Source organism: Ruegeria sp. BG10, from assembly GCF_056538575.1.
On the sequence record NZ_JBQFTI010000003.1, the window covers coordinates 221,493 to 247,268 of the forward strand.

Annotated in this window: 25 protein-coding genes and 1 riboswitch; of the genes, 3 read left to right on the forward strand and 22 right to left on the reverse strand. The window is 61.9% G+C overall.

What is annotated here, in order from left to right:
• Nucleotide 1: 1 nt before the first annotated feature.
• The 11 genes from ACR0D8_RS14440 to ACR0D8_RS14490 form a co-directional block, all read right to left on the reverse strand.
• Entirely contained in the window at nucleotides 2-835 is an 834-nt protein-coding gene (locus ACR0D8_RS14440; protein ID WP_480647494.1) for an ABC transporter ATP-binding protein, read from the reverse strand.
• 2 nt (nucleotides 836-837) lie between these two features.
• Nucleotides 838-2,067, reverse strand: coding sequence for a patatin-like phospholipase family protein (locus ACR0D8_RS14445; RefSeq protein ID WP_480647496.1), 1,230 nt, complete (start codon nucleotides 2,065-2,067; stop codon nucleotides 838-840).
• Nucleotides 2,068-2,140: 73 nt separating this feature from the next.
• Nucleotides 2,141-3,421 (reverse strand): ABC transporter substrate-binding protein, encoded by a 1,281-nt coding sequence (locus tag ACR0D8_RS14450; protein ID WP_480647498.1) that lies wholly within the window; start codon nucleotides 3,419-3,421, stop codon nucleotides 2,141-2,143.
• 73 nt (nucleotides 3,422-3,494) lie between these two features.
• A complete protein-coding gene (locus ACR0D8_RS14455) occupies nucleotides 3,495-4,571 on the reverse strand; it encodes a branched-chain amino acid ABC transporter permease (RefSeq protein ID WP_480647499.1) in 1,077 nt (358 codons plus the stop codon).
• A 3-nt stretch (nucleotides 4,572-4,574) separates the two neighbouring features.
• On the reverse strand, nucleotides 4,575-4,832 hold the full coding sequence (locus ACR0D8_RS14460) for a hypothetical protein (RefSeq protein WP_475156043.1): 258 nt from the start codon (nucleotides 4,830-4,832) through the stop codon (nucleotides 4,575-4,577).
• A 2-nt stretch (nucleotides 4,833-4,834) separates the two neighbouring features.
• Complete coding sequence (locus ACR0D8_RS14465; RefSeq protein ID WP_480647500.1) at nucleotides 4,835-5,821, reverse strand: branched-chain amino acid ABC transporter permease; 987 nt, start codon at nucleotides 5,819-5,821, stop codon at nucleotides 4,835-4,837.
• Nucleotides 5,822-5,850: 29 nt separating this feature from the next.
• On the reverse strand, nucleotides 5,851-6,669 hold the full coding sequence (locus ACR0D8_RS14470) for an ABC transporter ATP-binding protein (protein WP_480647501.1): 819 nt from the start codon (nucleotides 6,667-6,669) through the stop codon (nucleotides 5,851-5,853).
• A 78-nt stretch (nucleotides 6,670-6,747) separates the two neighbouring features.
• The gene (locus ACR0D8_RS14475; protein ID WP_480647728.1) at nucleotides 6,748-8,691 is read right to left on the reverse strand and encodes an AMP-binding protein; all 1,944 of its coding nucleotides are present in this window, start codon (nucleotides 8,689-8,691) and stop codon (nucleotides 6,748-6,750) included.
• A gap of 724 nt (nucleotides 8,692-9,415) precedes the next feature.
• The gene (gene mutT, locus ACR0D8_RS14480) at nucleotides 9,416-9,814 is read right to left on the reverse strand and encodes an 8-oxo-dGTP diphosphatase MutT (RefSeq protein WP_480647503.1); all 399 of its coding nucleotides are present in this window, start codon (nucleotides 9,812-9,814) and stop codon (nucleotides 9,416-9,418) included.
• Nucleotides 9,811-11,037, reverse strand: coding sequence for a bifunctional glutamate N-acetyltransferase/amino-acid acetyltransferase ArgJ (gene argJ / locus ACR0D8_RS14485; protein ID WP_480647505.1), 1,227 nt, complete (start codon nucleotides 11,035-11,037; stop codon nucleotides 9,811-9,813). Before argJ ends, mutT begins: the two co-directional genes overlap by 4 nt.
• Before the next feature lie 5 nt (nucleotides 11,038-11,042).
• A complete protein-coding gene (locus ACR0D8_RS14490) occupies nucleotides 11,043-11,891 on the reverse strand; it encodes a peptidylprolyl isomerase (protein ID WP_480647507.1) in 849 nt (282 codons plus the stop codon).
• A 176-nt stretch (nucleotides 11,892-12,067) separates the two neighbouring features.
• Between ACR0D8_RS14490 and secA the strand changes: the two genes are divergently transcribed.
• From secA to ACR0D8_RS14505, 3 genes are all read left to right on the forward strand, one after another.
• Nucleotides 12,068-14,785: a preprotein translocase subunit SecA gene (gene secA, locus ACR0D8_RS14495; protein WP_480647509.1), complete on the forward strand. Its 2,718-nt coding sequence runs from the start codon at nucleotides 12,068-12,070 to the stop codon at nucleotides 14,783-14,785.
• 99 nt (nucleotides 14,786-14,884) lie between these two features.
• Nucleotides 14,885-15,808 carry a hypothetical protein gene (locus tag ACR0D8_RS14500; protein WP_480647511.1) on the forward strand — a complete coding sequence of 308 codons (924 nt, stop codon included), beginning with the start codon at nucleotides 14,885-14,887 and terminating at the stop codon, nucleotides 15,806-15,808.
• 24 nt (nucleotides 15,809-15,832) lie between these two features.
• On the forward strand, nucleotides 15,833-17,389 hold the full coding sequence (locus tag ACR0D8_RS14505) for a phosphate ABC transporter substrate-binding/OmpA family protein (RefSeq protein ID WP_480647513.1): 1,557 nt from the start codon (nucleotides 15,833-15,835) through the stop codon (nucleotides 17,387-17,389).
• Nucleotides 17,390-17,392: 3 nt separating this feature from the next.
• Here ACR0D8_RS14505 and radC read toward each other — a convergent pair whose 3' ends face one another.
• Genes radC through thiD form a run of 11 tightly spaced genes read right to left on the reverse strand, consistent with a single transcriptional unit; the run spans nucleotide 17,393 to nucleotide 25,541 of the window.
• Nucleotides 17,393-18,148, reverse strand: a complete 756-nt coding sequence (gene radC / locus ACR0D8_RS14510) for a RadC family protein (RefSeq protein ID WP_475156072.1) — start codon at nucleotides 18,146-18,148, stop codon at nucleotides 17,393-17,395.
• 35 nt (nucleotides 18,149-18,183) lie between these two features.
• Nucleotides 18,184-18,918, reverse strand: a complete 735-nt coding sequence (locus ACR0D8_RS14515) for an ABC transporter permease (protein ID WP_480647515.1) — start codon at nucleotides 18,916-18,918, stop codon at nucleotides 18,184-18,186.
• Complete coding sequence (locus ACR0D8_RS14520) at nucleotides 18,915-19,643, reverse strand: ABC transporter ATP-binding protein (protein WP_480647517.1); 729 nt, start codon at nucleotides 19,641-19,643, stop codon at nucleotides 18,915-18,917. The genes ACR0D8_RS14515 and ACR0D8_RS14520 overlap by 4 nt, the downstream gene beginning before the upstream one ends.
• Nucleotides 19,640-20,314, reverse strand: coding sequence for a thiaminase II (tenA, locus tag ACR0D8_RS14525; protein ID WP_480647518.1), 675 nt, complete (start codon nucleotides 20,312-20,314; stop codon nucleotides 19,640-19,642). The genes ACR0D8_RS14520 and tenA overlap by 4 nt, the downstream gene beginning before the upstream one ends.
• Entirely contained in the window at nucleotides 20,311-21,246 is a 936-nt protein-coding gene (locus ACR0D8_RS14530) for an ABC transporter substrate-binding protein (RefSeq protein ID WP_480647520.1), read from the reverse strand. Before ACR0D8_RS14530 ends, tenA begins: the two co-directional genes overlap by 4 nt.
• Nucleotides 21,247-21,266: 20 nt before the next feature.
• Nucleotides 21,267-22,229: a HesA/MoeB/ThiF family protein gene (locus tag ACR0D8_RS14535; RefSeq protein ID WP_480647523.1), complete on the reverse strand. Its 963-nt coding sequence runs from the start codon at nucleotides 22,227-22,229 to the stop codon at nucleotides 21,267-21,269.
• Entirely contained in the window at nucleotides 22,226-22,822 is a 597-nt protein-coding gene (locus ACR0D8_RS14540; RefSeq protein ID WP_480647525.1) for a thiamine phosphate synthase, read from the reverse strand. Before ACR0D8_RS14540 ends, ACR0D8_RS14535 begins: the two co-directional genes overlap by 4 nt.
• Complete coding sequence (locus tag ACR0D8_RS14545) at nucleotides 22,819-23,583, reverse strand: thiazole synthase (protein WP_480647526.1); 765 nt, start codon at nucleotides 23,581-23,583, stop codon at nucleotides 22,819-22,821. Before ACR0D8_RS14545 ends, ACR0D8_RS14540 begins: the two co-directional genes overlap by 4 nt.
• 2 nt (nucleotides 23,584-23,585) lie before the next feature.
• A complete protein-coding gene (thiS, locus tag ACR0D8_RS14550) occupies nucleotides 23,586-23,780 on the reverse strand; it encodes a sulfur carrier protein ThiS (RefSeq protein ID WP_475156096.1) in 195 nt (64 codons plus the stop codon).
• Nucleotides 23,764-24,741, reverse strand: coding sequence for an FAD-dependent oxidoreductase (locus tag ACR0D8_RS14555; protein WP_480647528.1), 978 nt, complete (start codon nucleotides 24,739-24,741; stop codon nucleotides 23,764-23,766). Before ACR0D8_RS14555 ends, thiS begins: the two co-directional genes overlap by 17 nt.
• On the reverse strand, nucleotides 24,738-25,541 hold the full coding sequence (thiD, locus tag ACR0D8_RS14560; RefSeq protein WP_480647530.1) for a bifunctional hydroxymethylpyrimidine kinase/phosphomethylpyrimidine kinase: 804 nt from the start codon (nucleotides 25,539-25,541) through the stop codon (nucleotides 24,738-24,740). Before thiD ends, ACR0D8_RS14555 begins: the two co-directional genes overlap by 4 nt.
• Before the next feature lie 47 nt (nucleotides 25,542-25,588).
• A riboswitch (TPP riboswitch) is annotated at nucleotides 25,589-25,695 on the reverse strand.
• Nucleotides 25,696-25,776 lie beyond the last annotated feature (81 nt).

The window sequence follows — 25,776 nt, forward strand, 5'->3', positions numbered from 1 at the left end:
CTTACAGCCACCTCTTGCGGCGGCGGTACGAGCGCACATCGCGAAAGCTTTTGCGGCCTTCGTCGGACATGCCCAGATAGAATTCCTTCACATCGGGATTTTCCCGCAGATCGGCTGCCGGGCCGTCCATCACCACGCGGCCCGATTCCAGAATATAGCCGTAATGCGCAAATCTCAGCGCCACGTTCGTATTCTGCTCGGCCAGCAGGAAAGATACGCCCTCTTTCTCGTTGAGGTCCTTCACGATGCCGAAAATCTCTTCGACCAGCTGCGGCGCCAGCCCCATCGAGGGTTCGTCCAGCAGGATGGTTTCGGGCCGCGACATCAGCGCCCGGCCCATCGCAACCATCTGCTGCTCACCACCCGAAGTATAGCCTGCCTGCGACCGGCGGCGTTCCTTGAGGCGGGGGAAATAGGTATAGACCAGGTCCAGGTCCTGCTGAATCGCCGCCTTGCCGTCTTTGCGGGTATAGGCCCCGGTCAACAGGTTCTCCTCGACGGTCAGATGTTCGAAACAATGGCGGCCCTCCATCACCTGGATAACGCCTTTTTCCACCAGATCGGCCGGGTCGCTTTCATGCACGCTGGTCCCGCGATATTCGATCGTCCCTTTGGTGACCTCGCCCCGTTCGGAATGCAGCAGGTTCGACACGGCCTTGAGGGTCGTGGTCTTGCCCGCGCCATTGCCGCCAAGCAAAGCGGTGATACCGCCCTTGGGTACAGTCAGGCTGACACCTTTCAGAACAAGGATCACGTGGTTGTAGATCACCTCGATATTGTTGACCTCAAGCAGGGTTTCGGCCTGTACATCTGTGGTCTGTGCCGCATCCAGCATTGTCAGCTCCCGTAGATTTCGTTGATCTTTTGCTCCAGCTCATCCGCGCGCAGCCACGGGATGGGTTGGGAGCTGGTCATCTTCTGCCCCGCGTCGAACAGCGCCCGGGTAATGCAGGCGTCAAACAACGGTTCGGGGGATTTGCAGGTCCCCGGATCAAGTTCCGGCGCAACCAGTGCCCTGAACGTCCAGGACTGGTTCCGGCGCACAACGCGGAGGGTCCGGTCAATTGACTCGCGGAATCCCTGATCCGTGACCAGTTGGAAGTTTCGCCCGGCCAGCGGGATGATCCCGGTTTTCTGTTTCTGCTCCGCAACGACAAGGTCGCCATTGACCAGCAGGGTCACGCGGACGTCAAACCGCTGACCTGTGCGCCGGGTGGCCAGCCGCTGACCTTCGGCCAGCCCTTCCAGAAACACGTGCTGGCGCACGCCCGCATCCGCGTAAAGCGCGCCATTGATGCGCCGGGGCGGAAACAGAACGGGGATTGCCGAACTGGCCAGAACCGCCTCGGCCATACAATCTTTCCGGGTCGCATCGTCATCCGGGGTGGTGGCCAGATAGTGGCCGATATCCATGATGTCGAACCGCCCGGTATCCAGGTTTACCGCGCCGACAACGACGCTGTTGACTGCTTGCCCGGTCTGGGCAGGGTCCGCCCGTTGCGCGATGCGCTCCAGCAGGGGTTTGTCGATCTCACCCGCGACCAGCTTCTTCAGCTTCTTCGTATCGTAGACCGAGCTGGAAAACGGAACCGCCAGCAGCGGGTTTTGGGTAAGGATGTCATTCGAATTGATGTCTGTATTGGATTGCAGGCGTTCGTCAAACTCCGATCCGGCAAAGGCCAGCGGCGTGATCAGCGCGCCGGCGCTGGCGCCGGTCACGGTGTTGAACGCGGGCCTCCCGTTTCCCGTCCAGCCGTCCAGCGCGCCGGACGAAAACGCGCCGTACTGACCGCCGGTTGTCATCGCCAGAATTTCAACCGGGATACCGCGCCCGTCGCGGGCCAGACTGGCCCGCTGATCGGCCTGTCCCTCAAACAGGCGCGAGAATAATTCCGTGGTTGCATCCACATCGGATGCAGAACCGCTGCGGGTGACGGATTTTGCCGGATCAAAGTCGCGGACCAGACCGGTACAGACCGGGCCGTCGATCCTTGGCTCGCCACAAGCGGCGAGGCCCAGGAAGGCGCCCAGCAGTATCCCTGTCTTTGTCCGGAACAAGTCCAGCATCAACGCGTCCTTTCCTCAGCGTCAGGGTCAGGGCGGCGGTCGGCCGCCGCCCCGGTGGTTCACATGCGCCGGATCAGCAGCGCGACTCGATGTTGTTTTCCGCGGCGTAGGCGGCGGAGTCTTCGTTGATCAGCGCCCCGATCACGTCGCCATCGGTCGGTTTGAAGTCCGAGATCAGCGACCATGTCTTGTTCGCGGCATCCCACTGGGTCACACCGACCAGAGCGTCACCGCCGTGGTTGGCGCATGAGACCGAGAAGGTCGGGCCAAAGTTAGGCAGGCCAAGCTCGGCCATCTTCGCCTCGGTCATTTCCAGTGCTTCCATGCCGTTGCGCATGTCTGCGGGGGTAATTTCGGCATTGCCGGAAATTTCCTGCGCTTTCTTGATCGCTTCGGCGGCCAGCACCGCGGCATACAGCCCGCGGTTATACAGAACCGTGCCGACCTGATCTCCTGCGCCGGCGGCCTTGCCCGCATCGACAACATGCGTTTGCAGATCGTCGAAGACCGGGAAATCCGTGCCGACATTGTGGAAGGTCAGTGCCTTGTAGCCATTTGCGGCCTCACCCGCCGGCAGCACGTCGTTTTCCGAGCCCGACCACCAGATGCCGATGAAGTTTTCCATCGGGAAGCGGATGTTGGCGGCTTCCTGTACGGCGACCTGGTTCATCACGCCCCAGCCCCACATCAGCACATAGTCGGGACGGTCCCGGCGGATCTGCAGCCATTGCGATTTCTGCTCTTGTCCGGGGTGATCAACCGGCAGCGCGACCAGTTCGAAACCGTGCTTCTTGGACAGTTCTTCAAGCGTCCGGATCGGTTCCTTGCCATAGGCCGAGTTGTGATAGACCAGCGCGATCTTCTTGCCGCTCAGATCGCCGCCGTTTTCCTCAAGCAGATAGTTGACCGCGCCCGAGGCCCCGTCCCAGTAGTTGGCCGGATAGTTGAAGGTATGGCTGAACACATCGCCGTTCTTGGCCGAGGTGCGGCCGTAACCCATCGTGTGCAGCGGAATGTCGTCTGCGGTCACTTTCGGGATCAGCTGATAGGTGATTCCGGTCGACAGCGGCTGATACACCAGCGCGCCTTCGCCCTTGGTGGATTCATAACATTCCACACCTTTCTCGGTGTTATAGCCCGTTTCGCATTCGACCACGCGAATTGGAACACCGCCGATGCCGCCGTCGCGCTCGTTCAGCAGGGTGAAATAGTCGTTATACCCGTCCGAGAACGGAATGCCGCCCGCCGCATAGGGTCCGGTGCGATAGCTCAGATCGGGGATCACAAGATCCGCCAGCGCCGGCCCTGCGGCCATCAGGGCGCTCAGCGCCACGGTTGCCAGTTTGAATTTCATCGGGTGTCTCCTCCCTTGGTTAGTCCGATGTTGCGTTCGGGCTTTGCACCCGTTTTGTGATTGGGCCGGCCGCTTAGTGCGGGAACGGCCAGAGTCTGAGTTTCTCCTTGGCCACGCGCCACAGCTGCGCCAGCCCGTGCGGTTCGAGGACAAGAAACAGAATGATCAGCGCGCCGACAATCACCAGCTGCAGATGCGCCACGATATCGGTGGGCCAGCCCAGCATGTCGGCGCCGACCACTTTCAGAACGACAGGCAGCAGGACCAGAAAGGCCGCGCCCGCGAAAGATCCGAATATGGACCCCAGCCCGCCGATGATGATCATGAACAGCACCAGGAATGACTTCTGGATACCGAAGACTTCGCCAACCTCGACCGCGCCAAGGTAGACCGCAAAGAACAGCGCGCCCGATATGCCGACAAAAAAGGAACTGACGGCAAAGGCGGTCAGTTTCGCCTTCAGCGGGTTCACCCCGATGATCTCGGCGGCGATATCCATATCGCGGATTGCCATCCAGGTCCGACCGGTGGTGCCGCGCGTCAGGTTGCGCGCGACGATGGCGCAGACAGTCAGGAAGATCAGGCAGAACAGATAGGTGGCCCAGGCCGGTGCGTTCGGGCCGGTGATGATGATGCCGAACACGTCGCGTTCTGGCGCGTTGATCTGGCCCGAGGCCGAATAGTTGTAAAACCACGGCACCCGGTTGAACAGCCACACAAGGAAGAACTGCGCCGCCAGTGTTGCCACCGCCAGATAGAACCCTTTGATCCGCAGGCTGGGCAGGCCGAACAAAACACCCACAATGGCGGTGATTCCGCCCGCCAGAATGACGTGGACGAACATGCTGACATCCGGAAATGCGGTCATCAGCTTGTAACAGGCATAAGCCCCCACCGCCATGAACCCGCCGGTGCCCAGCGAAACCTGACCGCAGTAGCCCACCAGAATGTTCAGACCGATCGCTGCGATGGCATAGATCAGGAACGGCAGCAGCAGCGCATTGGCCCAGTAATCATTGATGATGAACGGGATGATCCCGAATGCCACCGCCAGCACGACATAATACCGGTACCGGTCGAATTTGATCGGGAAGGTCTGGCTGTCATCCACGTAGGAGACTTTGAAATCTCCGGCCTCACGATAGAACATGTCTTACTTTCCCCATTCTTCCTGCGCCCGGTTCCGGGCCTCGGCGTCCAGTTGGTTTGAGCCTTTGGCGTACCCGCTCGCCTCGGAGGAGCGCACCAGTTTCATGTAGGCCAGGATGCCCATGACCAGCCCGGCAAAGGCCAGGATCGCGGCGATGACCAGCTGGCCGCTGGTCAGATCGTCCGACGTCAGGGCGATATAGCCAAAAGCCCAGAACCCGGCCCAAGCGATCACGTTTATGATGGCGAGCAGCTTGGTCATGCCTAAACCCTCTCGATGATCTTCTCACCGAACAGGCCCTGCGGTCGGAACACCAGGAAGATTAAGGCCAGCACATAGGCGAACCAATTCTCGGTCGCGCCGCCGACCAGTGGGCCAATGGCGAACTCGAACAGTTTCTCACCCACACCGATGATCAGCCCGCCAACGATGGCGCCAGGGATCGAGGTGAACCCGCCCAGCATCAGAACCGGCAGCGCCTTGAGCGCGATCAGCGACAGCGAGAACTGTACGCCCGATTTGGTGCCCCACATGATGCCCGCAACCAGCGCCACGAACCCGGCAACCGACCAGACCATGATCCAGATGAAGTTCAGCGAAATCCCCACCGACAGCGCCGCCTGATGGTCATCCGCCACCGCACGCATCGCCCGGCCCTGTTTCGTGTACTGGCTGAACGCCACCAACGCCGCCACCAGCAGCGCCGCAATCACGGTCGCCACAATGTCCAGATTGTCGATGAAGAAGCCGTAGCCGAAGATGTTGAACGTGCTCTCGTCAATCCACAGGTTGATGCCCTGCGGCAGACCCACATCCAGCGTCTTGATCTCGGACCCCCACATCAGGTCGGCCACACCCTCAAGGAAATAGGCCAGACCGATGGTGGCCATGAACAGAATGATCGGCTCCTGCCCGACCAGATGGCGCATGACAAAGCGCTGCACCGCCCAGGCCAGCAGCACCATCACTCCCATGGTCAGGACAATTGCCAGCAGCGCGGGCACGTTCCAGCCGAAATAGTGGATATGCGTGCCGAATGTGGCGTTGATCAGATGCGCAAACGGCACCTGACCGTTCATGATCCCAACCAGCGTCATGGCGGCGAACAGGGCCATAACCCCCTGCGCATAATTGAAAATCCCCGACGCCTTGTAGATCAGCACAAAGCCCAGAGCGACCAGAGCGTAAAGCACCCCGGCCATCAGGCCGTTGAGGATGACCTCCATCGCGAAAATCAACTGATCAGGCATGTGCGCCCCCTCTCATGTCCGTCAGATAGTCAGTCATGGCTGACCCCCAGATAGGCGTCGATGACTTCCTGATTGCTGCGCACCTCATCGGGCGTGCCGTCACCGATCTTTTTGCCGTAATCCATCACCACCACGCGGTCGCTCAGGTCCATCACCACACCCATGTCGTGCTCGATCAGGGCAATCGTCGTGCCGAATTCGTCATTCACATCGAGGATGAAGCGGCTCATGTCCTCTTTCTCTTCGACATTCATCCCGGCCATCGGCTCGTCCAGCAGCAAGAGCTTGGGTTCCGCCGCCAGCGCACGCGCCAGTTCCACGCGTTTCTTCAAACCGTAGGGCAGCCGTGACACCGGAGTCTTGCGGATGTGCTGGATTTCCAGAAAGTCGATGATCTTTTCCACCGCTTCGCGGTTTTTGACCTCTTCGGCCTCGGCCTTGCCCTTCCACAGCGCCTGCTGAAAGATGTTGGTCTGCATGAAGTTCAGCCGCCCGGTCATCACGTTGTCGAGCACGCTCATGCCTTCGAACAGGGCGATGTTCTGGAAGGTCCGGGCAATCCCCTGCCGCGCTACTTCATAGGGGCGCATCGGCGGGCGTTTTGACCCATGAAACCAGACCTCGCCCTCTTGCGGCACATAGAAGCCCGAGATCACGTTCAGCATCGAGGATTTACCAGCCCCGTTCGGCCCGATGATGGCCCGAATCTCACCCTCGCGAATATCGAACGAGATATCCTTGATTGCCACGACGCCGCCAAAACGCAGGGTGATGTTCTTCATCTCCATCACCACGCCGCCGATCTTGCGGCCATCCTCGGTGATATATCCTTCGGAATTATCCAGCATCAGTCACTCCCTGACTTACGCAAAAACGGGACGGCGGGCGGGGCGATGACCGCAGGTCGAGCGGCGCTCGGCGCCCCCTCATTCCGCCGCCACCTTGTGCTGGGCGACCGGCACAACCGGCGCATCCACGATCTCAAGCGTTGCCGAAATCGAGCCCTTGCGGCCATCTTCATAGGTCACTTCGGTCGTGGTCGAGACGCTTGGCGACCCATCATAAAGCGCCGTAATGATGTCGTGGAATTTCTCCTCGACAAACCCGCGGCGCACCTTGCGTGTCCGGGTCATCTCACCATCATCCGCATCCAGTTCCTTGTGCAGGACCACAAAGCGGTGCACCTGACAGCCCGACAGCATCTCGTCAGCGGCGACCGATTTATTCACCGCTTCCACATGACCACGAATCGTCTCTAACACACGCGGATGGCCCGCCAGTTCCTGATAGGAGGCGTAGGCCACGTTGTTGCGTTCGGCCCAGTTACCCACTGCCGTCAGGTCGATATTGATGAAAGCGACACAGCGGTCCTTGCCGTTTCCGAACAGCACGACCTCAAGAATGTCGGGGTAGAACTTCAGCTTGTTCTCGACATATTTGGGCGCGAACATCGAACCGTCGGCCATTTTGCCCACGTCCTTAGCGCGGTCGATGATCCGCAGATGGCCCGAGCTTTCCTCGATGAACCCGGCATCACCAGTGGCCACCCAGCCCTCGGCATCCTTGGTCGAGGCGGTGGAGTCCGGGTTGTTGTAATATTCGACGAACACACCGGGCGAGCGATAGTGGATCTCACCCTTGTCGTCGATCTTCAGCTCGACATCCGGGGCGGGCACGCCAACCGTATCGGCGCGCACCTCACCATCCGGCTGCACGGTGATGAACACGGTCGCCTCGGTCTGGCCGTAAAGCTGCTTCAGATTGATGCCCAGCGAGCGGTAGAAGTCGAAAATCTCCGGCCCGATCGCCTCACCCGCCGTATATCCCACGCGGAAGCGGCCGTAGCCCAGCGTATCCTTGAGCGGCCCGTAGACCAGCAGATTGCCCAGCGCATATTTTACCCGGTCACCAAAGCCCACCGGCTTGCCATCCAGCAGCAGGCCTCCGACCTTTTTCGCATGGGCCATGAAGTGGTGGAACATGCGCTGCTTCAGCTTGCCCGCATCCTCCATCCGGATCATCACATTGGTCAGCTGGGTTTCGAACACGCGCGGCGGGGCGAAGAAATAGGTCGGCCCGATCTCACGCAGGTCGGTCATCATCGTGTCGGCGCTTTCGGGGCAGTTCACGCAGAAGCCGCACCAATAGGCCTGACCGATGGAAAAGATGAAATCGCCCACCCAGGCCATCGGCAGGTAAGACAGAATGTCTTCGTTCTGGCTCAGATGATCGAACTCGGCCGAGTTCTTGGCGCTTTCGATCACGTTGCGGTTCGACAGCACCACGCCCTTGGGCTTTCCGGTCGTGCCCGAGGTATAGAGCATCACGCAGGTATCGTCATAGGTGATCGCCGCGATGCGTTTATCCAGCTCCGCATCGAACCGCGCGTGGCCGGCGCTGCCTTCCGCCATGAGGTCTTCCAGCGCGTTCATCTGACTGTGGTCGTATTTCCGCATCCCGCGCTTGTCGGTATAGAGGATGTGCTTGACCTGATGCAGGTTTTCCTGAATTTCGATGACCTTATCGACCTGCTCCTGATCGCCGCAGACGACGTATTTCGCGCCGCAATGCTCCAGCACATAGGCCATCTCTTCGGCGACCGAATCCTGATAGAGTGGCACGGGCACCGCGCCCACCATCTGGGCGGCCACCATCGACCAGTAATGCGCCGGGCGGTTGCGGCCTATGACGGCGACATGATCGCCCTTTTCAACCCCAAGCTCCAGAAACCCCAGCGCGATTGCGCGGACTTCGCGGGCGGTTTCCGCCCAGCTCCAGCACTGCCAGATTCCGAATTCCTTTTCCCGGTAGGCCGGGGCATTCCCGAACTGCGTCGCATTACGGTGTAAAAGCGCCGGAAGGGAGTGCATCCCCGCCGCGCCCGACTGCGTCTGAGCCAATCTCTTTCTCCTCCCCACCCGGCCCCTCCTCCGGGCCGGAAATGGCGGGTTCGGGATCGCCCCCGAACGCCAATGCCCCGATAGGGACAGGCGGAAAGATCAACGTCAAGTTTTGCCTGATGTTTTCTCAATTCTTACGAATTGTAACAGCCTTTGGTGCGCGGCAATCTGTACCCTGTCTTGATCACCTGTTTCAACAACAAGAACGGCAGAAAAGGCGTTAGAAAATCAGGTACAGATGGAAGTCGCCCGCGACAAATGCCGACAATGCAACCACAAATGCTGAAGCGTCATGAGTAAGGTTCCTTTGTGGCTTTTTGGGCTTCATGCTCCACGTAGACCACTTTTCATGCATGTCCTTGTCAGCCGAGCTTACATCGCCATTCATCATAGTAACCCCATTTGGATTGCAGCCGTTCAGCTGAGTAAAATGTACCCGGCCCGATCCCCTGAAGGACGAAAGTGACAGCTACAGGTCGAAACATTTACGTTTTCCGCTCTGCCAGAGCAGAAAAGAGTTTGCACAATTGGTATTGAACGCAAGGAAAATGGCTTGTTCACTTGCTGTTCACAATTGCCAGCCAAGGGGCAACAATAGCTACCTGTACGGTTTGTGATCACCGTAGACAGCGCCCTGGTCGATGATCAGGGCCCGCAAACACACGCACCGCGCCTTCAGGTTCAGAAGTAGATTCTACAACCAATCCCGCAGGATCGGGATCAGCGGCACATCTGCCGCAGGCATCGGATAGTTGCGCAGTTCGTTCGCGCGGGCCCATTTTAGGGCCTGCCCCTCTTTCGACTGCGGGATGCCCTCCCATTTGCGGCAGGCAAAGAGCGGCATCAGCAGGTGGAAATCGTCATAGCTGTGGCTGGCAAAGGTCAGCGGTGCAAGGCACGAGGCCCAGGTGTCGATGCCCAGTTCTTCGTGCAATTCGCGGATCAGGGCAGCCTCGGGAGTTTCGCCGGGCTCGATCTTGCCGCCGGGAAACTCCCACAGACCGGCCATGGATTTGCCTTCAGGGCGCTGCGCCAGCAGGACCCGGCCCTCGATGTCGATCAGGGCAACAGCAGAGACAAAAACAGTCTTCACGAGCGATAATCCGCATTGATCTCGATATAGCCGTAGGTCAGATCGCAGGTCCAGACGGTGGACTGCCCCGCGCCCAGCCCCAGATCAACGGTGATCACCAGATCCTGACCTTTCATGTAGGCGGCGGCGTCTTCTTCGCGATACTCGGGGCTGACCCAGCCTTTTTCGGCCACCAGAATGTCACCGAATGAGATGCTCAGCAGATCACGGTCCGCAGCTGCCCCGGATTTACCGATGGCCATGACAACGCGGCCCCAGTTCGGGTCCTCGCCTGCGATGGCGGTTTTGACCAGCGGAGAATTCGCAATGGCCAGACCGTGCACCTTTGCGTCGGCGTCCGAGGCGGCCCCGGTCACGCGGATTTCCACAAATTTCGTCGCCCCCTCGCCGTCGCGCACCACTTGCTGCGCAAGGTCCAGCATCACGCCCTCAAGCGCCTCGGCAAAAGCCGCGTTGCCCGTGGCATCAACGCCCGAGGCCCCGGTTGCACACAGCAACAGGCTGTCCGAGGTCGAGGTGTCGCTGTCGACGGTGATACAGTTAAACGTCCGGTCGGTCTGCGCGCTCAGCATGGATTGCAGCGCCGATTGCTCGACCTGCGCATCGGTGAAGATGTAAACCAGCATCGTTGCCATATCGGGCGCGATCATGCCGGACCCTTTCGCAATCCCCGCAATAGAGACTGTTTTGCCGTCAATCTCGACCTGTGCACTGGCGCCTTTCGGGAACGTATCGGTGGTCATGATCGCCCGCGCCGCATCTTCCACCGCGTGCATGCTCAGCCCGGATTTCAGCGTCTCCAGCTGTGCCACGATGCGATCATGAGGCAAGGGTTCACCGATCACACCGGTTGAAGAGGTAAAGACACGCCCGACCGGAACTCCGGTGGCGTGCGCAACAGCCTGTGTCACCTCAGCGACCGAAGTTTGCCCATAATGCCCGGTAAAGGCATTGGCATTGCCCGAGTTCACCAGAATTGCGGCAGGCCCGTCGCTGGGTCCGCCGATTTTCTCCTGGCAATCCAACACCGGTGCGGCGCGGGTGGCCGAACGGGTGAACACCCCGGCCACCGACGTGCCAGGGTCCAGCACAGCCAGCATGACGTCGGTACGACCCTGATACCGGACACCCGCCTCAACGGTGGCAAAGCGCACGCCGTCAATCGCAGGAAGGTCGGGAAAGGCCGCTGGGGCCAGCGGCGAAACCTTGGTGATCGTTGCCACTGGGCTTACTCCTCGATCAGGTCCAACTGGCGCATCAGTTCGGGGCCCGACCCTTCCAGGGCAGGGCGTTCGATCTGTGCCTGCTGGGTCAGTTCGTCGATATGGGCTTGTATCGCGTTCTGCTGGAGTGCCTGCGCCAGGTCTTCACGCACAAACTCCAGTTCCGGCGCCTTGGATTTGCGTTTGTCGTTCAGAATGACAACGTGCCAGCCAAACTGCGTTTGCACCGGGTCCGATACCTGACCCTTTTCCAGATCCAGAACGGCGGCTTCAAACTCGGGCACCATCTGGCCCTTGCCGAACCAACCCAGTTCGCCACCGTTCGGGCCTGAAGGGCCGGTGGACCTCTCAATGGCCATCTCGGCAAAATCGGCGCCATCATCAAGTTGCGCCTTGATTTCTCCGGCCTCTTCCTCGGTCTCGACCAGAATGTGGCTGGCGTTGAATTCATCTTCACCGGCAAAGTCGGCGTATTTTTCATCGTAGGCCGCCTGCACGGCCTGCTCGGTCACCGCTTCATCCGTCAGGGCGGCGACCGTTTGCACAGCCTGCAGGGATCGCTTTTCGTTCTCTAACGTCAACGCATTTCGCGTTGTCAGAGTGTCCTGAGTCTGGCCCAGCAATTGCTGTTGGATCAACTGCTCGAGAACGAAGTCAAAAAGGACGTCATCCTCGGCCTGCTGATATTGCGCGGGCAGGTTGGCGACGGTGGCGATGATGTGACCCAATGTGATCTCATCGCCGTTAACACGCGCCACTACGGTCGAGGCATCGGGCCTGGTTTCGGCGGCAAGCGGCAGCGCCATCGCGGCAGTCAGGGCCAGCGCTGGCAGAAAAGTGAGGCCTTTGGGCATGGAATCATCCTATTTCTTTGCCGCGACAGGGCGTGGCGTTGACACTCTGGAACCTGCCGCTTACATCGCTTTGAAGCCTTGGACAGGGCCGCCTTTCACCCCCCGTATCTATGGGTTGCGCGCAAGGTGGGCAAGCCTGTCGCAACCAAGACAAGAACAGATCCGCTGGAGTGAACATGCTGGGACTCGGAACGCTCGCCAAAAAGGTGTTCGGAACACCGAACGACCGCAAGATCAAGGCGACCCGCCCGCTGGTCGAAAAGATCAATGCGCTGGAACCCGAGTTCGAAAAGCTGTCGGATGAGGGTCTGATCGAAAAGACCGCCGAACTGCGGAAGCGTGCACTGGATGGTGAGGCGCTGGACGACCTGCTGCCCGAAGCTTTTGCCAATGTCCGCGAGGGTGCCAAGCGCGCGCTGGGTCTGCGCGCCTTTGATGTACAGCTGATGGGTGGGGCGTTCCTGCATCAGGGCAATATCTCGGAAATGAAAACCGGTGAAGGCAAGACGCTGGTCGCCACCTTCCCCGCCTATCTGAACGCGCTGACCGGCAAGGGCGTGCATGTGGTGACGGTCAACGAATATCTGGCCAAGCGTGACGCCGAATGGATGGGCAAGGTGTTTGGCGCGCTCGGCATGACCACCGGCGTGATCTGGTCGGGCCAGCCCGATGCCGAGAAAAAAGCCGCCTATGCCTGTGACATCACCTATGCCACCAACAATGAGCTGGGCTTTGATTATCTGCGCGACAATATGAAGGCCGATCTGGCCGAAATTTACCAAAAGCACCACAATTTCGCGATTGTGGACGAGGTGGACTCGATCCTGATCGACGAAGCGCGGACACCGCTGATCATCTCGGGCCCGTCGCAGGACCGGTCCGATCTGTATACCGCCATCGACGGCCTGATCCCGTCGCTGCAGGACGACCACTATACGCTGGACGAAAAGTCGCGCAACGTGACCTTCACCGATGAAGGCAACGAGTTTCTGGAACAGCAACTGATCGCGGCGGGCCTGATCCCCGAGGGGCATTCCCTGTACGATCCCGAAAGCACTACGGTCGTGCACCACGTCAATCAGGGCCTGCGCGCGCACAAGCTGTTCACGCGCGACAAGGACTATATCGTCCGGGACGGCAACGTGGTTCTGATCGACGAATTCACCGGCCGGATGATGCCGGGTCGCCGCCTGTCCGAAGGTCTGCATCAGGCCATCGAAGCCAAGGAAGGCGTGCAGATTCAGCCCGAGAACGTGACGCTGGCCAGCGTGACCTTCCAGAACTATTTCCGCCTCTATGACAAACTGGGCGGCATGACCGGCACCGCGCTGACCGAGGCCGAGGAATTTGCCGAGATCTACGGTCTGGGTGTGGTTGAGGTTCCGACCAACAAGCCGATTGCCCGCCTGGACGAGGATGATCAGGTCTATCGCACCGCCGGCGAAAAATACGGCGCGATGATCGAACAGACCAAGGAAGCGCAGGAAAAGGGCCAGCCGGTCCTGCTGGGCACCACCTCGATCGAGAAATCCGAACTGCTGAGCCAATTGCTGCAGAAGGAAGGCATCGAACACAACGTCCTGAACGCCCGCCAACACGAGCAGGAGGCGCAGATCGTCGCCGATGCCGGCCGACTGGGCGCGGTGACCATCGCCACCAACATGGCCGGGCGCGGTACCGACATTCAGCTGGGCGGCAATGTCGAGATGAAGGTGTTGCAGGCCCTGGCCGAAAACCCCGAGGCCGACCCGTTGGACCTGCGCGCCGCGGAAGAGGCGCGCCATGCCGAGGAAAAGGAAAAAGTGCTGGCCGCCGGTGGCCTCTATGTGATGGCGTCCGAACGCCATGAAAGCCGCCGCATCGACAACCAGCTGCGCGGCCGTTCGGGCCGTCAGGGCGACCCGGGCCGCACGGTGTTCTACCTGAGCCTCGAAGACGACCTGATGCGCATCTTCGGCTCGGAGCGGCTCGACAAGGTTCTGACCACGCTAGGCATGAAAGAGGGCGAGGCGATCGTCCACCCCTGGGTGAACAAGTCGCTGGAACGGGCGCAATCCAAGGTCGAAGGCCGCAACTTTGACATGCGCAAGAACGTTCTGAAATTCGACGATGTGATGAACGACCAGCGGAAGGTTGTCTTCAGCCAGCGGCGCGAGATCATGTCCTCGGATGACCTGTCCGAGATCGTCTCGGACATGCGCGAGCAGGTGATCGACGATCTGATCGACGAATACATGCCGCCGAAATCCTACGCCGATCAGTGGGACACGGATGGCCTGCATGAAGCGATCAAAGACAAGCTGACCATCGACGCCCCGGTTCAGGACTGGGCCGCCGAGGAAGGTGTGGATGACGAACAGGTACGCGAGCGTCTGGTCAAGGCCGCAGACGAGATGATGGCGCAGAAGGCGGTCGCGTTTGGCCCCGAAAACATGCGCAATATCGAAAAGCAGGTGCTGCTGCAGACCATCGACGCCAAATGGCGCGAGCATCTGCTGACGTTGGAACATCTGCGCTCGGTCGTGGGGTTCCGCGGCTATGCCCAGCGCGATCCGCTGAACGAATACAAGAACGAAAGCTTCCAGCTGTTCGAAGGCATGTTGGATAGCCTGCGTGAAACCGTGACCCAGCAATTGTCACGTGTGCGCCCTCTGACCGAAGAGGAACAGAAAGAGATGCTGGCCCAGATGGCGGCCCAGCAGGCGCAGGCGCAAAGAGCCGTGGATCAGGCCGCAGATCAGGCCGAAGCGGTGGCCGAGGCGGAAGCTTCGGGCGATCCGCGCCCGGGCTTTGTCGAGGATGATCCGGAAACCTGGGGCAACCCGTCACGCAACGACCGGTGCCCCTGTGGCTCTGGCAAGAAGTTCAAACACTGCCACGGCCGTCTGACCTGACGTCACGCAATTCAGACACAATGAGTCCGCCCCACGGCCACATATTGGCCGTGATTCAGGATCAGTGTGCGACTCGCTCCTTCAACTGGGGAGGGTGTCTTGTTTGTAATAAAGAACTACGTGACCACCGGAGGCACGGTCGCCTGTGCCCTGGCCATCGGTTACCTGATGCAGAACGGAACCCCCGCGCAACGGGATAATGCGCGGGTCGCCGAAGCTGTGACCACGGAACAGGCTCCGGCCATTTCCGGGCTCGAAGGAATTGTTCTGACCTCCTCGCCTTCGGCCACCGATGCAATTCCGGAAACCGAAGTTGCGCGCCGGACGCTGCGGCCCACCCGGTCAGCCCATTCTGACCGTGCCGATTGCAGCCTGAGCGCCCGCGCCCGCGCCGTGCCCGGTGCCGCTGCGCGGCTGACGATCAAGGCGCCCTGTCACGGCAATGAACGGGTCGAGGTGCATCACAGCGGCCTGACCGTGACCCAGCAAACGGATGCAAAGGGCAAGCTGGATTTGACGATACCGGCCCTGTCGGAATACGCGATTTTCCTGATCTCGCTGGATGACGAGCAGGGAACCGTGGCCACCACTCACATTCCCGACATGGCCCATTATACCCGCGTCGCGCTGCAATGGCAGGGCGAGACCGAGCTGCAGATTCACGCGCTGGAATTTGGCGCGAATTACGGCGGCAAGGGCCATGTATCGGCAGACCCCGAAACCCGTGGCACCGGCCATGTGGTGCATCTGGGCCAGTCCGGGATCGGCGACGGGCGGAATGTCGAAGTCTATTCCTTCCCCGCCGGTCAGGCCCATCAGTCGGGCTCGATCGCGCTGACGGTCGAAGCTGAAGTGACGCCGCAGAACTGTGGCCGCGATCTGAGCGTGCAATCGCTGGAACTGCGCGCTGACCGGCAATTGCGGTCGCGCGATTTCACGCTGGCCCTGCCCGACTGTTCGCAGACGGGTGAGTTTCTGGTGTTGAATAATCTGCTCCAAGACCTGACAATCGCGGCAAAGTAAACCGCAGGCAGGCTCGACTTTCTGATGACATTCTTTCGTGCGGCGGCGGCTGCACTGTTTTCGGCAACCCTCGCATCAGGGGCGTATGCGCAGGACATCACCCTGACGTCCCATGACGGCAAGGTTGAGGTCACCGGCACTCTTCTGGGCTTCGATGGCGAGTTCTACCGGCTTGATACCCAGTTCGGCGAACTGACGGTCGATGGCTCGGGCGTGAGCTGTGACGGCCCCGCCTGCCCCAGCCTGACCGATTTCGTGGCGGAGGTCCGATTTTCCGGCTCTTCCGTGATGGCCACACAGGTCGTACCCACCCTGCTTTGGGGTTTTGCCCGGCAAGAGGGGCTGTCGGTGACATCGCAACACCTGACCCCGGACGAGATGGAATATGAGCTGCATCAGACCGGGCGCGCGGCCCCGTTGGGCCGGTTCATCTTCAGCGCCGCAAATACCGGGCGGGGATTCACGGATCTGATTGAGGATCAGACCGACGTCGTCATGGCCCTGCGCGAAATCCGACCGGCCGAGCGTGAGGCAGCGCAAGGTGCGGGGTTGGGCGACCTGACCCATGCGCGCCGGTCGCGGGTGGTGGCGCTGGACGCTCTGGTGCCCATTGTGGCCCGGGACAACCCCGTGCGGCAAATCTCGCCCAATGATCTGGTGCGGGTTTTTGCCGGAGAGATCGTGAACTGGTCCGATCTGGGCGGGCCGGACGCGCCGATCGCGCTGCATCTGCCCGATGCGGGATCGGGTCTGGCGCAGGGGTTCGAAGATCGGTTGCTGGGCCCGGCCGGTGCTGCGCTGTCGGATCAGGTCACGCGGCATGAAAGCAGCGGCGATCTGGTGCAGGTCGTCGCGGATGATCCCTTTGCCCTGGGCATCGCCAGTCAGGCCGAAACTGAACCGGTGCGGGCCTTGCCGCTGGCCGGGGGCTGTGGTCACGCGCTGGTTGCCACGCGGCAATCCATCAAGACCGAGGATTATCCGCTGACCTCACCCATGTTCCTGTATCTGCCCGAACGCCGCCTGCCACGGATCGCGCGGCAGTTTCTGGCCTATACCCAAAGCGCCGACGCGCAGATGGCGATCCGCAAGGCGGGCTTTGTAGATCAGGCCCCCGAAGTGATGCGCATCGGCCTGCAAGGGGATCGCCTGGCCAACGCGGTCGCCAGCGGCGCGTCCGAAGTCGGGCTGGACGAAGTACAGCGCATGGTCCGAACCCTGCGGCCGATGTCCCGGTTGTCCCTGTCCTTCCGGTTCGAGGCGGGCTCGTCCCGGCCAGACGCGCAATCCCGGTCGAACATCCGGCAACTGGCGCAGCAGCTTGAGGCCGGAACGCTGGACGCGCGCAGGCTGGTCTTTGTCGGCTTCAGCGACGGGGACGGTGCCGCCACCGCAAATGCCCGGATCGCGCGGTTGCGCGCGCAAACGGTGCGCAACGCCGTTCTGGCCGCGGTCGAAACCGCGATCCCCGACAGCGTCACGCTGGAGGTTGACGCCTTTGGCGAGGCGATGCCGATGGCCTGTGATGACACCGACTGGGGCCGGAAGGTCAACCGCCGGGTCGAGGTCTGGGTGCGGTGACGCCTAAAGATAGCCTTCGGACCGAAAGCTGAGTTCGGTCGATTTGCCGATAATCAGGTGGTCGTGCAATGTCAGGCCCAGCGCCACGCAGGCATCCTGAATCCGGTTGGTCATGTCGATATCCGATTGCGACGGGGTCGGATCACCGGACGGGTGATTGTGCACCAGGATCAGGGCCGAGGCGTTCAGCTCCAACGCGCGTTTGGCGACCTCGCGCGGGTAGACGGGGACGTGATCGACCGTGCCCTTGGCCTGTTCCTCATCCGCGATAAGCACGTTCTTGCGATCCAGATAGAACACCCGGAACTGCTCGGTCTCGCGATGGGCCATGGTCGTATGACAATAATCCAGCAGCGCATCCCAGCCCGAAATCACATGCCGTTGCATCACCCGGGCGCGGGCCATCCGATGGGCACAGGCTTCGAGGATTTTCAGGTCGGTGATGACAGTATCGCCCACGCCCTTGATCTGACGCAGCCGTTCCTCGGGCGCGGTCAGCACCCGGTTGAAATCGCCGAACGTATCCATCAGCGCCCGCGCCAGCGGCTTTACGTCCTGTCGCGGGATCGAGCGGAACAGGACCAGCTCCAACAGCTCGTAATCCGGCATCGCGGCCGAGCCACCGGACATGAACCTGTCCCGCAATCGTTTGCGGTGATCCTTGATATAGGACGGCAACCGTCCCGAGGGCAGCGGTTGCACCGGGGCTTCGTCACTTTCAAACAGCATCGGGGCTTCGGCAAAGGCGTCCTGGGTCATGCCCCAAGTCTGAGGCAGAATCGGTTTCCGAATGGTTAACGCATCTCACCTGCCATGCGCGCGGTGGCGCGGCGGATGATCAGATGCAGCAGGATCGAAAAAACCCCCAGCGTCAGCATCGCCGCAAACATCAGATCGGTCTTGGCGCGGCCATTGGCCAGCAGCATCAGATAGCCCAGCCCCTGCGACGACCCCACCCATTCGCCGATCACCGCCCCGATGGGCGCGTAGACGGCAGCCAGCCGCATCCCCGAGGCCAGCGAAGGCAAGGCTGCCGGGATACGAATATGCCACAGAACGCTGCGCGGGCTGGCCTGCATCGTCCGGGCCAGATCCAGATAGCCGGGCGGGGTTCGCATCAGCCCGTCGAAAAAGGACGATGTGATCGGGAAATAGATGATCAGCACCGCCATCGCCACCTTGGACCAGAGACCATAGCCCAGCCAAAGCGTCAGCAGCGGCGCCAGAGCAAAGACCGGCAGCGCCTGCGTGAAGACCAGCATTGGCTGCACCAGCACCCGGGCCGCGCGCGAATTGGCCAGTTGCAACGCGGTAACGACACCCAGAATCGTGCCGCAGGCAAGGCCGATCACCACCTCGACCGCCGTGATCCACGTGTGTTCCGCGATCACCCAGCGGTTCTGCCACCAGGTCTCGGCCACCAGGGCCGGGCCGGGCAGGATGAATTTGGGCAGGCCCGTCAGGGTGACGATCGCCTGCCAGATCGCCAGCGCAAACAGGGTTGCGGCAAGGGCCGAAAGCGCCTTCATCCCGCCGCCTCCCGCAGCAGCTGCAACAATGCGCCCTGCGTCTCCAGCGTTTCAAGATCGTCTACCTTTCGCGGCGCGGGGGCGTGCGGCGGCGCACAGGGTGTTAGCCCGTGCTGGGTCATCACCGTGATCGACTGACCCAACCGCGCGGCTTCGCCCGGATCATGCGTCACCAGCAGGACGGTGCGGCCCTCCAGCGCTTCGGCGGCCAGATCCTGCATATCGGCGCGTGTCCGGGCATCCAGCGCCGAAAACGGCTCATCCAGCAGAACGATCGGCCGGTCCTCCATCAAGGTACGGGCCAGGGCGACCCGTTGCCGTTGCCCGCCGGACAATGCGTCGGACTTCTTGCCCATGTGATCCTGCAACCGCATCCGTTCGATCAGCCGGTCGCGGCGTGCCAGGTCCGGCTTTTCGCCCCGCAGCCGCGCGCCCAGCGAAACATTCTGCGCCACCGTCGCCCACGGCATCAGCAGATCGTCCTGCGCCATATAAGCGACCCGCTGCTGCACCGGCAGGCCGTCTCCGGCGGTGATCTCGCCAGTAAACTCCGCCCCGGTCTCCAGCCCGGCAATCAGGCGCAGAACAGTGGTTTTGCCAACGCCCGAGCCGCCCAGCAGACAGGTCCACTGCCCCGCCCCAAGGGTCAGGGTCAGCGGCGCGAACAGGGTCGCGCCGTCGATGGTGGCCGTGCCGCTGATGGTCAGGTCGGGCGCCGGGGTCATGGGGTCAGGCCCATTTGCCAGAAATTGACCTCAAGCTCGGTGGCAGTGCGGAAGGTCCGGCACAGGCGCTCCCACCGCGGGGCGGTCTGGAAATCCGCGCCGATCCGCCGGGTCAGAGCCTGATCGAGAAGATCCCCCACCGCCTTGCAAGCGCCCTGATAATCCGGGCCTGCATAGGTGTCGATCCAGCCGCGATAGGTGTCGGATGTTGCCTCGGCGACCAGACGCGCGCCGATCTCGCCATAACCCATCACACAAGGGGCCAGCGCCGCCAGCAGGTCCAGCAGATCGCCACTGTACCCGGCTTCGAGGACAAAGCGCGTATAGGCCAGATTCTCGGCGCGTTCCGGGGTTGCGAACAGTTCCTCGCCGGAAATGCCTTCCGCCTCGCAGATCCCGATATGAAGCTGCATTTCCTCGGCCACCAGCGCGTTGACGGTTGCCACGGCAGTCAGCATTTCCGCATGGGTTTCCGATTTCACCACCGCCAGCGCCCAGGCCCGGGAGAAGTGGATCAGGAACACGTAATCCTGCCGCAGATAGTGCAGGAATGCGGCGCGCGGCAGGGTGCCGTCCTTCATCCCCTCGACAAAGGCGTGGCGGGTATAGTCCCGCCACGGCCCCTGCGCCGCGTCGCGCATCAGTGCAAAGGCCCGGCCATACGCGCTCATTGCGCGGTCACGTCGATGGTGATGTCGCTGACCGGGTTGATGCTGTCGATCATGCCGCTGTCTTTCAGAAACGCTTCGAACCGGGCATAGCGGCCCGCGTCAAAGCCCGCCGGGCGCAACGCGAAACGCGGCAGCGTATCGACCCAGGCGCGGGCGTTCAGCTCATCCTGCAATTCGGGCGAGGTGGCGGCAAAAATTTCCCAACTTTCTTCCGGGTTGTTGACGATAAACTGCGTGGCCTTTTCGGTGGCGGCCAGGAACCGCGCGACCTTGTCGGCGTCCATCGTGTCGGGGTTGGCGACATAGATCAGCTCGTCATAAGGCGGTACGCCTTCTTCCTCGATGTAAAAGCAGCGACCCGCGACGCCTTCGATGTCCATCTGGTTAAGCTCAAAGTTCCGGAACGCCCCGATCACCGCATCCACCTGACCGGTCATCAGCGAGGGTGACAGTGAAAAGTTGACGTTGATCATCTCGATATCATCCAGCGCAACGCCATGTGCGTTCAGCATAGCGGTCAGGATCGCCTCTTCAACACCGGCAACCGAAAACCCGACCTTTCGGCCCTTGAGGTCGGCAAGCGTTTCGATCGGGCCGTCTTTCAGCACCAGCAGGCAGTTCAGCGGCGTCGCAACCAGCGTGCCAACGCGTTTCAGGGGCAGGCCCTCGTGAATCTGCAGGTGCAGCTGCGGCTGATAGGACACGGCCAGATCGGCCTGACCGGCAGCCACCAGACGCGGCGGCGCAGACGGGTCAGCGGGCGGGACAATCTCAACCTCCAGCCCTTCATCGGCGAAATAGCCGTTTTCCTGTGCCACGATGATGGGGCCGTGATCGGGGTTGATAAACCAGTCCAGAAGCACCGTCATCTTGTCCTCGGCCCAGGCCGGCGCGGCGGCCAGCAGGGCGATGGCTGTGATCAGCTTTTTCATGTCTCGCGTTTCCTTTTCGTTCACGAGGTTGCGGCCGCGACAAGGACGATCTCGCCCGGCCAATCCGGTTGCAATTCTTCTGCCACACGCCAGGCACGCAGACCCGTGGCGCAGCACAGCGCCAGTCTTTGGCCCGTGTTAGGCTCTGATCTCAGGTGTTCCGGCGCGATACGCCGGGCCTGCGGGTGTATGGGCTCGGGGGCTTCATCCACACCGCGCAGCTCGACAATCAGATCGTCGGGCGTTAACTGGCCGGGTGAGACGAAGGCAAAACGCTGCGCGGGTTCCGGGGCCGTGTCGAACCGAAATGTCGTGCAGCGCAGCGTTTGCGCGTCGACCTGAACCACCTGCCCCAGCGGTGACGGGTCAAGGCCCAGAATCAGGTTCATCGCCATCTGCGCCTGCATCGCGCCGATCATGCCGACAACGGGGCCCAGAACACCGGCCGTGGCACAGCTTGCACCGCTGTCCGGCGCATCTGGAAAGACGGCCCGCAAACTGGGCGCCCCGCCGCAGAAGCCGCCGACATAACCCGAGAGCCCCAGCACCGATGCGCTGATCAGCGGCTTGCCAATCTCATCGCACAGGTCCGACAGCATATAGCTGGCCGCGTAACTGTCGGCGCAATCCAGAACGATATCCGCCTGCGCCACGAATTCACCCGCGTTCTCCCCGGTCAGCGCCAGCAATTCCGGGCAGACCGTGATGTCGCTGTTCAGCGCCCGGCACCGTACCGCCGCAACCTTGGCCTTGGGGCGCCCGCAATCCTGTTCGGTGAACAGCGTCTGGCGGTGCAGGTTCGACAGGGCAACATGATCGCGGTCCAGGATCGTCAGATGCCCCACGCCTGCCCCGGCCAGCAACGGCAATACGGGCGCGGCCAGCCCGCCAGCGCCGACCACCAGAACCCGCGCCGCGGACAGTCGGGCCTGACCGGCGGTGCCGATACCAGGCAGGATCGTCTGGCGGGCATAGCGGCTCATCGCGTGACCTCGATCCATTGGCGGACACGGGATTCGGGGTCGGCGTTCAGGGTGATGTCGGTAACGACCGAGACAATGTCCGCCCCCGCCCGCAACACACCCGCAGCGCGTTCGACGCTCATTCCACCAATGCCGACCAGAGGGGTCTTGCCCACGCGGGCCTTCCATTCGGTTACGCGCGGCAGGCCCTGCTGTTCCCATTTCATCTTTTTCAGGATCGTCGGATAGACCGGACCCAGCGCCACATAATCCGGGTCCATGGCCAGAACCCGCTCAAGCTCATCATCGTCATGGGTGGACACGCCCAGTTTTATTCCCGCCTTGCGGATCGCCTTCAAATCGGCATCGTCCAGATCTTCCTGCCCGAGATGTATCCAGTCGCAGCCGGCCTCGATTGCGGCCTGCCAGTAGTCGTTGACAACCAGCACCGCGCCGTGATCCCGGCACAGATGATCCGAGATCGCGATTTGCGTGCGCACCACGTCGTCGGGCTGGTCCTTGATGCGTAGCTGGACAAGCTTGATACCCAGCGGCAGCATCCGGCGCAGCCAGTCGGAATGGTCGAAAATCGGATAGAACCGGTCCAGAATCATGACAGAAACGCCTTTCCGATCACCGGCGTCGACGGCTCGGCCATATCGCGCGGCTCGATCGGGTCGGCCTGATGGGCCAGTTGGCCGGCCTCGATGGCCAGCATCATCGCCCGCGCCATTGCGGCCGGATCACCGGCCCGCGCGACCGCCGTGTTCAGCAGAACCGCGTCAAATCCCAGTTCCATCGCGCGCGCGGCGTGGCTGGACAGGCCGATGCCGGCGTCGATCACCAGCGGCACATCGGGAAACGCGGCCCGCATCGCGCGCAGGGCGTATTCGTTGCTCAGCCCCCGGCCCGAGCCAATCGGCGCACCCCAGGGCATCAGCACCTCGCACCCCGCTCCCAGAAGCCGCTCGCCCACGATCACGTCGTCGGTGGTGTAGGGAAAGACCTGAAACCCGTCCTCGGTCAGGATGCGCGCGGCCTCAACCAGTTGGAACACATCCGGTTGCAGGCTGTCGGTGTGGCCGATCAGCTCCAGCTTGATCCAGGGGGTGTCGAACACCTCGCGCGCCATATGGGCGGTGGTCACCGCCTCTTTGACCGTGTGGCAGCCGGCCGTGTTGGGCAGGACCCGCACCCCCAGGTCGCGGATCATGGACCAAAAGGTCTGCCCGGCCCCGGATTCGCGGCGCAGCGACACGGTGGCCACCCCGGCCCCGCTGGCGCGAAACGCGCGTTCCAGAATGGCCGGGCTTGGATATTGCGCAGTGCCCAGCATCAGCGGGTTCGGCAGTTCAGTGCCGTAGAACGTCTTCATCCTCAGCCCCCCTGCATCGGTGCGACGACCTCGACCCGGTCGCCCTCGGACAGTTTGTGGGCGACCCGCAGGCTGGACGGCACAAAACCCTCGTTCACCGCAGTGGCGACACGGCCCGAATAACCGCATTCCGTCAGCAATTCCGAAAGGGTCCCGGCAAGCACCTCGCGCGCCTCTCCGTTAAGCACGATCTTCATCGACCATCTCCGAATGTTTGTTTTCCAGCGCCAGATCCGCCACGCCCTGCGCCAGCGCAGGTGCCAGCAGATATCCGTGGCGATACAGCCCGTTGGCATAGATCGTCCGCCCCAGCCGGCGGATGCGGGGCAGGTTGTCGGGAAAGGCCGGGCGCAGATCGACACCGATTTCCAGCACCTCCGCCTCACCAAAGGCGGGGTTCAGCGCATATGCCGCGCTGAGCAGTTCCAGCATCGACCGCGCGGTGATGCGGCTGCTGTCTTCGCTTTCGATCATCGTCGCGCCCAGCATGTAGATGCCGTCGCCACGCGGCACGATGTAAAGCGGCATGCGCGGATGCAACAGGCGCACCGGGCGGGTCAGGGTCACGTCGGGGCAGCGGATCACCAGCATCTCACCCTTGACCCCGCGCAGATCATGCAGCACCTCGCGCGCATGCAAGCCGCGACAGTCGATGGCGTTTTCCAGCCGTGCAGGCGCGAGTTTGTGATGAAACGCAGCGCCCCGATCCTGAAGCTGCCGGTACAGATCACCCAGCGCCTGCCGCGGGTTCAGATGCGCCTCCTCGGCAAAATGCAGGCCATTGGCAAACCCGCCCAGATCAGGCTCTAACGCGGCGATATCCGCCCGATCGACTTGTTCAAACCCTTCGGTTCTGCGGGCAAACCGACGCAGATCCGGCAGATCGCGCGGACCTGCCACAACCAGCGTGCCGCGCCGGTGCAGCGGCGTGCGCGCGGCCCACCAGTCCAGCGCGGCGCGCCCCAGTCGCAGAACCGGTTCCTCGGCATTTTCATATTCACACCACGGGGCCAGCATGCCACCGGCCCACCACGAACACCCATGCGCACCGGGCGGGCCGCCGGGGTCGAACACCTGCACGCTGGCGCCGCGCGACGTCAGTTCGCTGGCCACGGCCAACCCGGCCACGCCTGCACCTATGACAGACCAGACCGTCACGCCGTCCACACCCGGTGAAAGTGGTGCACCGGCCCATGCCCCCGACCGATATTCAACTCATCCGCCCGGGTGATGGCCCCTTGCAGATATTCATGCGCCTGGGCGACGGCGTCGGTCAGGCCCAGCCCCTTTGCAAGCCCGGCGGCAATTGAAGACGACAGGGTGCACCCCGTCCCGTGCGTATTGCGCGTGTCCAGACGCGGCGCTGTGAACTCGGCAACCCGGCCGGATGCATCTATCAGCAGATCGTGGCAGTTTTCACTGCGCCCATGCCCGCCTTTCATCATCACCGAACCCGCGCCCAGCCCGCACAGGGCAAGCCCCTGATCGATCATCTGATCCGGTGTCGCTGCCTCAAGGCTGCCCAGCAAGCAGGCCGCCTCTGGCAGGTTCGGGGTCAGCACCGAGGCGCGCGGCAGCAGCACGTCGCGCAATGTCTGCACCGCGTTCTGCGCCAGCAGCGCATCGCCCGATTTGGCGATCATCACCGGATCAAGCACGACCGGACCGGTAAACCGGGCGATGCCTTCCACCACGGCATAGATGATTTCAGGCGTCGCCAGCATGCCGATCTTGATTGCACCCACGTCCAGATCGGTCAGAACCGCGTCGATCTGGGCCGAAATGACGTCCAGCGGAATGCCATGCACCGCGGTCACGGCCTGCGTGTTTTGCGCCGTTACAGCGGTGATCACGCTGGCGCCATAAACGCCCAGCGCCGACATCGCCTTGAGGTCGGCCTGAATGCCGGCCCCGCCGCCGCTGTCGGATCCGGCGATTGTCAAAGCGATAGGCGCCATGTCGTTGTTCCAACTCTTCTTGGGCAACGGGGCGTGGAAAACGTCTGTGCAGTGTTAAGACCGTTCCCTCCGCCGGTATTGCCCGGATCAGGTTCGATGGGTTAGCGCATCTGCGCCTCTCAGCCCCCAATTCGGGGCACCCCAACGGTTGGTGCGGACAATCTCAGGAGCGACGCAGAAAATCAAGCATCAATCTGCGGATCATATGGCCACATCCGGCAACAAAATAAGGCCA